The following is a 1,331-nucleotide window of genomic DNA, read 5'->3' as shown; positions in this document are numbered from 1 at the left end:
ATCTACTTCTAATTTTTTCATAGTTGAATGCGGCATATATAGTTTATTAGCTGGATCCATTATAGGAGGGGCCTGTTGACCCATGGCTTGCTCATTCGTTTCGTAAATACCGATAATTTCAACCTCCAGGGTTTCCTTCTTATCCCCTGATTGCACTTTAACTTTGTCTCCTACTTTCAAATTGTTTAATTCCGCTAAACGTTTTTCCATTAAAGCTACATTCTGATCTTTCATCTGTTCTGTAATTGGTTTCCCATCAATGATTTTACTTTTTCCATTCTTAAAGCTTTCTTGTAATGCAGTTTTGCGAACTCCCTCAATCATAAAAGAAGAATTCATATCTATTTCTGTACCAGAGCTTGAACCGCCTCGTACAGCCGCCATTCCCACTTTACCTTTTCCTTCTTCTTCTCCTTCTGAAGCTCCTACTAGTTTAAGTCCATCAGAAATTCCGAAAGTATTGGTTATGTAATTATAGTCTTTTACATACTTTGACTTCGCTAATTGATCTGCTTCTTTTGTGTTGAGCTGCGGCGGCTTAGGCATCTCTCCAGTTTCTCTAGCTTGTTGACCTAATTTGTCAAAATCAAGACCTAAAGTAACATCTGCACCTAGTTTTTTTCTTGCTTCATCAGCAGCTTTTTTTGATGCATTTTGGATTGTGAATCCTGCCAACACTAAATTTGTAACAATTAGGAAGACTGCCATCAAAATTAATGATGTTCCTACTCTTTTTTTCATACTGAGAATTGCGCGTTTCATAAAATTCATTTTTTCTTACCTCCTTGATAACTTATATTCTATATAGGTTATCTAGAGTCTATATGGAGCTAATCGGTAGTTTATCTAAAGATATAAGGAGTTTATGTGTAGTTATTCAATGACCTGGTCAAGAAAAAATGGAACACAAATTCAAAAACGCAATCGTTTTTGAATATTGGTAAGGAGGTAGTCCATTTAAGGAACTTTAGATAGAATAGAGGTTAAGCTTCATTGAATGATAGCATATAGATCCATGCTTATTATATAATTTCTATACAACAAATAAAAAGCACCTTATTTGAATGGTTATATGTGTGTTTGTTAAATATGAAAATTCATTAAAGAATATGGAGTTTTATTGAAGTTGGTCGGATTTTCTAATAATAATATTGTGTTAAAAAGCTTAACTTATAATTTTATAAGTTAGGCTTTTTTATGCTATCTATAAGAAAAAGTTATAGATACTCATAATATTTTATAATTTAACCTATTGTATTTAAACAAGTAAAATACAAGTAACAAGTGCATACATTAAGGAGGTTTTTTGATAGTGACAGAAACTATAACAT

At 32.2% G+C, this 1,331-nt stretch carries 1 pseudogene; it reads right to left on the bottom strand.

The annotated features are described in order from the left end of the window. Positions 1-771: pseudogene (locus AC1DTM_RS26780) on the bottom strand (ABC transporter permease); the annotation flags it as partial. Positions 772-1,331 lie beyond the last annotated feature (560 nt).

It is taken from the genome of Bacillus sp. P4_D3 (assembly GCF_056401855.1).
Note: the sequence above shows the minus strand (reverse complement) of the source record. Positions and strands in the feature narration are given on the sequence as shown.